This window comes from Pseudomonas sp. 10C3, from assembly GCF_036346185.1.
In the GTDB taxonomy this organism is placed as follows: Bacteria; Pseudomonadota; Gammaproteobacteria; order Pseudomonadales; family Pseudomonadaceae; genus Aquipseudomonas.
Window position 1 is genome coordinate 1 of record NZ_JASJVE010000166.1, and the last position, 250, is coordinate 250.

General features: G+C 61.2%; 1 protein-coding gene. It reads left to right on the forward strand.

Features of this window, described 5'->3' with window-relative positions:
* Positions 1 to 250: phage antirepressor KilAC domain-containing protein (locus QN399_RS26490; protein ID WP_330201963.1), on the forward strand; the 250-nt coding region annotated here is incomplete at both ends.

Consider the following 250-nt stretch of genomic DNA (forward strand, 5'->3'; position numbering starts at 1 on the left):
GCTCGGAAGCCCCGAAAATCCCGACAACGCTTCCTGAAGCATTGCGGCTTGCGGCTGACCAGGCCGAGGAAAACCTGCGCCTGATTGGAGTCATTGAGCTTCAAGCGCCGAAGGTTGCGGCCATCAAAAGGCTTGCTGCTGCGGAAGGGGCAATCTGCATCACGGACGCAGCCAAGCACCTGGGCATGCCACCGTCGAAGCTCTTCGACTGGATGCAGGCCAACCGCTGGATCTATCGCCGCGGTGGCTC